Consider the following 5,861-nt stretch of genomic DNA (forward strand, 5'->3'; position numbering starts at 1 on the left):
ATTGCTTTGATGCGGTTCGCGCCTCCGCGTGATGCCATCCTGTAAGACCTGCCGCGCTCACCGCATCCTACGGGCTGTGACGCTTTGCCGGCGCGCTCCAAGCATCTCGCTTTCCGATTTCCACGGGCAACGGCCAGATCACAGGCGAGCCTGACGGGTTGCCCCGGAACCCCGGATTGCCGGTTTGTTGTTGTTTCAACAGATCGGGATTAGGATGCTGCATGTGAAGAAATGCAACCGGACATCGGATGACTCGAAATGAACCTCGAACGATGGCTTAACCTATTACACAGATGGTTGCGAGCCGTTCTCGGAATTGCGTTCGGGATTATCTTGGTTAGCTTCACCAGCTTCGGGTGGTTATGGCACGGCGTAGTGGTAGACATCCTGTCGGTATTCTACTTAAGGGATTGCGCCTGGTGCAGGTGGTTGCGGACTGTTGCCGGAATTGCACTTGGGATTATTTTGGTGAGCTCCGGGCAGCCAGGGTACGGCGTGGCGGTAATCATCTTGTCGGTATTTTATGGGTTTCGTTCCTCGGGAGAACTAGGCAAGTTCATACGCGACTCGCACGAACGGGGAGTCCGATTTCGCAGCTGGGTTGTCCCGCTACGCCGATTCCGGTTTCATCACGAGCCCTATCGCCGCGAGACTGGTCCCGACAGCTTCATCGGTCGTGAGGCGCTGTGTGCCGAATTCCTGGCCCTGCTGACCAATAGTCAAAACAGCTCGGGCAGCTATCTGGTTACCGGTTATCGCGGCGTCGGTAAGACCAGTGTGGTCAAGAAGGTGCTGCATGACTATGCCGACGGTCACCATCATCTGAACCTGCGCGAACGTTCGGACCTCTTTGGCCCCCTCCTGATGCGCTGCAGCAATAGGTGCCTGGCCTGGCGGGGTAAGTGGCTTCTTTGGCTCCATCGTCGGCAGGCACAGCGTATCCGCAAACGCCGGGATCAGGGACGCACCGCCCCACGCTTCTTCTGGCCAATCGGTATCTTAGTGTCATCGGTATCACTGGCAAATCTGCGCTGGGTGTTTGGTTTCGTCCTGCTGATCCTGCTGGTCGTGTCACCGACGGCCCCAATAGGGCTATCCCTGATAGGCGTGTTGGTCGTGGTGACCTTGACTCATCAGTTTTTCAAACACCGGTTTGCGATCTTCTATCCGCCTAACTGGTGGCGTTGGCTGGCCCGCCCGGTCATCCCCATCCATATCAATCTGGGACATGAGGGCCTGGATCCGAAGAAGATCCTGTTCGGCCTGGTACATGTGCTGCGAGGCAGCTATCGGGAGCCGTTTCGGCTATTCTCGTTGGCGACACTGGTGCGTACCTGCTCGTTTGCCGTGTTGACACTGATCCTGGCGGTGGTGTTCTACGATCTGTTCCGTACCGCAAACAAATATACTGAAACGCTGTTGCAGGACACATTTTTCAGTGACCTTGTTATTTCCGGCGAGGAGTGGGAGCCACAAAAGCCGTGCGGAGGTTCGGGGAAGGAGGCTTGTGTGGACTACTATCGAATGCTGACTGCCGCCAGTCGCTCCAACGACCGGATTCAAATCAAGTTTATACCACTACTCCCCGCCAAGGAGTTCTCCGCGGATGAATCGCTGACCAACACCTCGATCCCGATCTCCGTCTCGGAATCAGAGGCTATGAGTATCGCTAAAACGTTTGACGGCGACATGAACCGCGCACGCATACTCTGCGAACATCTGCCGGTCGGTGAGCTCGCATTGCACCAGTCACTCTACTGTGGAATCGATGCCTGGTTGACGGACGTCTATTGCCATGCCTACGCATGCGGGCAAAACTCAATACAAGGGTCTGATAAAGATTGGCCCTATTTGGAAGATTGGTTCCACTTTTCACTCGCTGAGCTCATCAAGCTCATCGATGGTGGAGTCAATTGGGTACTGCATGGGGAAGAAGTTAGTCATGACAAGCTGGATGCACCGCGCCCTTATCATCTGTTGTTTCTATTGTTGGTGGTGCTGGTCCTCAAGACCTTGCTGGCTTGGCTCGGACGCGGTCGGGTCATCCGCTTGTTGAATCTGGCGCGCGAGCGGATCGTCGCCACGGACACCGTGGATGTGGGTGCCAGTGGCAGCGTCTTGCCACTGGTCGGCAAGCGTAGCCGCCGTTATGACCCGCTGGATGTACGTCAGACCGAGGCCCTGATCCTGGATATCCTGGAGGCCAACCGCCGCATTCCCCGCTTCCTGCCGCGCCCGGACATCATCTTTGTCTTCGACGAGCTGGACAAGATCAATCCCGTCAAGGGCGATATAGACCAGAAGACGGACGCACGCCGCGGGGGCAGCCTCAACGAATCGGTACGGCAGCGTAAGGTAGAGGTAGAGGAGCTGCTCAGCAACCTGAAGAACCTGATCACCGTCGCCCCCTGCCGCTTCATCTTCATCGCCGGACGCGAGATGATGGATGCCAACCTGGCGGATCAGAGTGCCAACAGTCACCTCTACAGCTCCCTATTCGACAAGGTGATCTATGTACCCAGCCTGTTGACCGATACCTCGGACGGCAATGATGAGGACATCAGCAGTATGGTCGAGCAGTATGTCTGCCACCGGCTGTTGCCCCGCTCCATCGCTTATTACATCCGGTACAAACGCCTTACCCCGATAGCTGGTCGGCACTTTGCCTTCGGCGAGAAGTTCTACCCTTGCTGGACCCTGGAGGTCTATGCCGACTATCTGGCCCTGATCCATGCCGAGCATGATCCCGATTTGGCGCCTGTCAGGGGGAAACAAAAACAACCATCGCTCTCGGACCGGTACCAGCGCCAGTACCAAGAGCTGATGTCTCTGTTGCAGGATTTCGTCTATTACCTGACCTACCGCAGCGGCGGCACTCCGAAGAAGCTGGCATTGCAATTCGAGCGCTTTGTCACACCCCTGTCGGACACTTTTCTATTCGATCGCGCCCGCTATCATGCCCCGGCCGGTCCCCTGTTGCCGACCACCAACTTCATGCTGCAATTCCCGCCGGAGGGTCAATACGAGATCCAACTGATCAGCCAGATCTTTCTGCTCTTTCACGGCGATCTCAGCGCCCTGATCCGCAAGTACGGCGACAAGCTGGCGGTGGCCACCTTCTCTATCCTTGACTATCTGCTCAAGTTCCACTCCTTGGGGTTCAACTCACGGGATCTGGAGCGGATGCCGGATTTTCTCGACATCCACCGCGCCCCCGCCTTGCCGCAATTAGTCCGGTTGTTGTTGGAACGCCTGCTGGCCCCCTACCTGCGGCCGGTGGACAATGGTATCTATGAGTACCGCTTTCTGCTGCATTTCCAGCGCGAGGTGGTCTATATCTCCCAGTTCAGTGAGCAAGAGCTGGCCGCCTTCAATTTCACCTTGGATGAATCCATCGCCATCAAGCAGCATTTCCACGATTTTCGTGACGAGCAGCTCCGTCTGCGTAGGGAGCTGACGCCCATTCTGTGGCCGCAGAGTGTGCATTCTTTGCCCGGAAGCCGCCGGGGCGGATCGCTTGCGCTGCCCTTCATCGACGTGATCCTCGGCGACCTGCACGGCCTGGATCGGGAGTACGATCAGGCCCAGACCGAGTACCGCAATGCCCTCGACGGCATCGAGCCCGCCTTGGCCGCAATCATGGCAAGCCATACTCCCGGTTCGGATAACGATGACTCGACCGTTGCGGTCTCCGGGTCCGTCCCCTCCTTCAGCCACTTCCTACTCTATCTGCGCACCTTGTTGAAATCCGGCCTGATCTATGAGCAACGGCGGCAATATGACCAGGCTGCCGGCTGCTATCTACAGGCCAAGTCGCTGGTAGAAATCACTCTGGAGCATGAGACCCTGAAGCGGCTGTTCTCGAGGGCCGAGAATCAGATCCACCTGTACGCCCAACCCCATGTCAGTCTGGCCTTCCTCTATGCCAAGCAGGACGCCTCCCTGGGGCGGACACTCCAGCATCTGGACGACGCACACGCAATACGTCGGCGGTTGGATGTGCAGGACCCATCTTCAGGCGAGAGTGACCGCAGCCTCCGGGGGATTCTTTATGTCCGGCTGTATCTGCGTCAGGCCGAGCTGCTGTTGTTCCGCTCCGACCTGATCGGCGCCGCCTGTAGCTTTGCCAAGGCGGCCCGCGGCGCTCGTGCACTTGCCAGGCGACCTCCGCTTGCCGCAGGGCCCCAGGACGGTCATAGCGAGTCCGAAGCGGACGGCAAGGTGCATCGTCTGCATCTGCTCGGCTATGCCCTGTCCGGTCTCGGCGATGCCGCGGCCGGGCTCGATCTGAAAGGTGCGCTCGGGCATCGGCACAAGGGCTGTTTTTTCCGCGACCATCACGCGTCCGGGCGGCAAGCGGTGGCCGCGGACGACTGCCGTTGCAATGTCTCCGTCCGGGCTGCGTTGGCCGCCAAAGCTTGCCGCCTGAAGGAGAGTCTGAAACGAGCCCAAGCTCTGTTCGACCGTTTCGGCGGTCATGGCGAGGAGCCGGATACGGATAGGACCGGCCTTATCGGTTGCCCCAACGGACTCGACGCCGCCGTCTCCGGATTTCTGGACGACTTGTTGGGTACCGATTCCGATACCGATACCGATACCGAGGGTGACCCGGAAAGATGCATGGCCGATCAACGCAAGTCGCTCACCAAGTCGCTGTGTGGACGTGCAGTGGAAGCCTATGTGCTTTCGGCGTTGGTGTATCGGCACGGCGGTAGGCTCTCGGAGGCATCCCTATCCCTGTGGAAGGCGGCCTATCTGTTCGCCTTCGGCTTCAGCTACTGGCGCCGGGATAAGGACACGGCCGAGCCGTTTCTCACGGAGATTTGGGAGAAGGCGGACAAGCTGCTGTTCGAGGACAGTTGGCGTAATGAAGACATCGACGAACAGGAGCAATGCCTGGTTCATAACTATGCCATGCAGGCCTTTCATCGGGCCTATCGTATCCAGCGCCGTCGTTTAAAGGAGCTGGGTGTCGAAGATCCGAAGCTGCTGAAATGGGTCGCACCGCCACTCAGTCAGAGCATGATCGTACTCGGCGCCTTCTGGCACGGCTTTTGGCGACGGTCCCCTGATAACAATGCGTTGGGTTGGGATGAGATAGGCATCCGCTTCATGGGCACCTTTCCGGTCTATCCACGTATCTTGGCAGGCTTTCTGAAGGGTCGTTGGTACTTTGCCAGGGCCTTTCCGAACTTTCCGGAATTGCCATCGTGGCTACGGGAGGATAGTACTGACATGCCGCCCGATGCAGTTGCCGGGATGTCGGAGGAAGATGCCGTTTTTGCCTTTCGACTGCTGGTCGATGCCGTCGAGGACGCCGAGGCCTATGAGGGTGGTCTGGAGCTGCTCAATCCGCCCTTGGGCTTCATCTACTATCATTTGTGGCTCACACTTTACGCCATCCGAAAATCCGGCAAACGGTCGATCTTGGAAGACCTACGCGACAGCGATAGCGACAGTGACGAATTCGCCAGTGAGCGCAAGCGCTTCTTCGAGGAGGACTACATCCGGGTCAAGGCCCAAAACATGTTGCGGGATATGCTCGCGCGCCACGGCAACGACGAGGGCTTCTTCGCCTATGCGGACAAGCACGCTTATCTCACCGATTCCTTCTCCGACCCCTTCGTCAACGGCCTGTGGGCCGTAGACATGGGGCTGTTGCCGGTCGCACGCGCCATGTTGGTCTGCCTGGCGCGGTCCGATAAGGATGGACGATAACGCACTGTTCGTCGAAGCCAACGTCTTGGTCTATGCCAATATCTTGCAGGGCAATACCATTAAGTCAAGCCTCAAAGCCCCTCTCCCGGCGGGAGAGGGGTTGGGGAGAGGGCGAACGAAAACAGGGATCAACCAATCACAAA

1 protein-coding gene is annotated in these 5,861 nt (G+C 58.0%); it reads left to right on the forward strand.

Going from position 1 to position 5,861, the window contains the following annotated elements; all coding sequences use genetic code 11:
- Window positions 1-495: 495 nt before the first annotated feature.
- A complete protein-coding gene (locus tag BQ17_RS18460) occupies window positions 496-5,718 on the forward strand; it encodes an ATP-binding protein (protein WP_089729637.1) in 5,223 nt (1,740 codons plus the stop codon).
- Window positions 5,719-5,861 lie beyond the last annotated feature (143 nt).

Origin of the sequence: Candidatus Thiosymbion oneisti, from assembly GCF_900092655.1 — a bacterium.
GTDB lineage: Bacteria > Pseudomonadota > Gammaproteobacteria > Chromatiales > Chromatiaceae > Thiosymbion > Thiosymbion oneisti.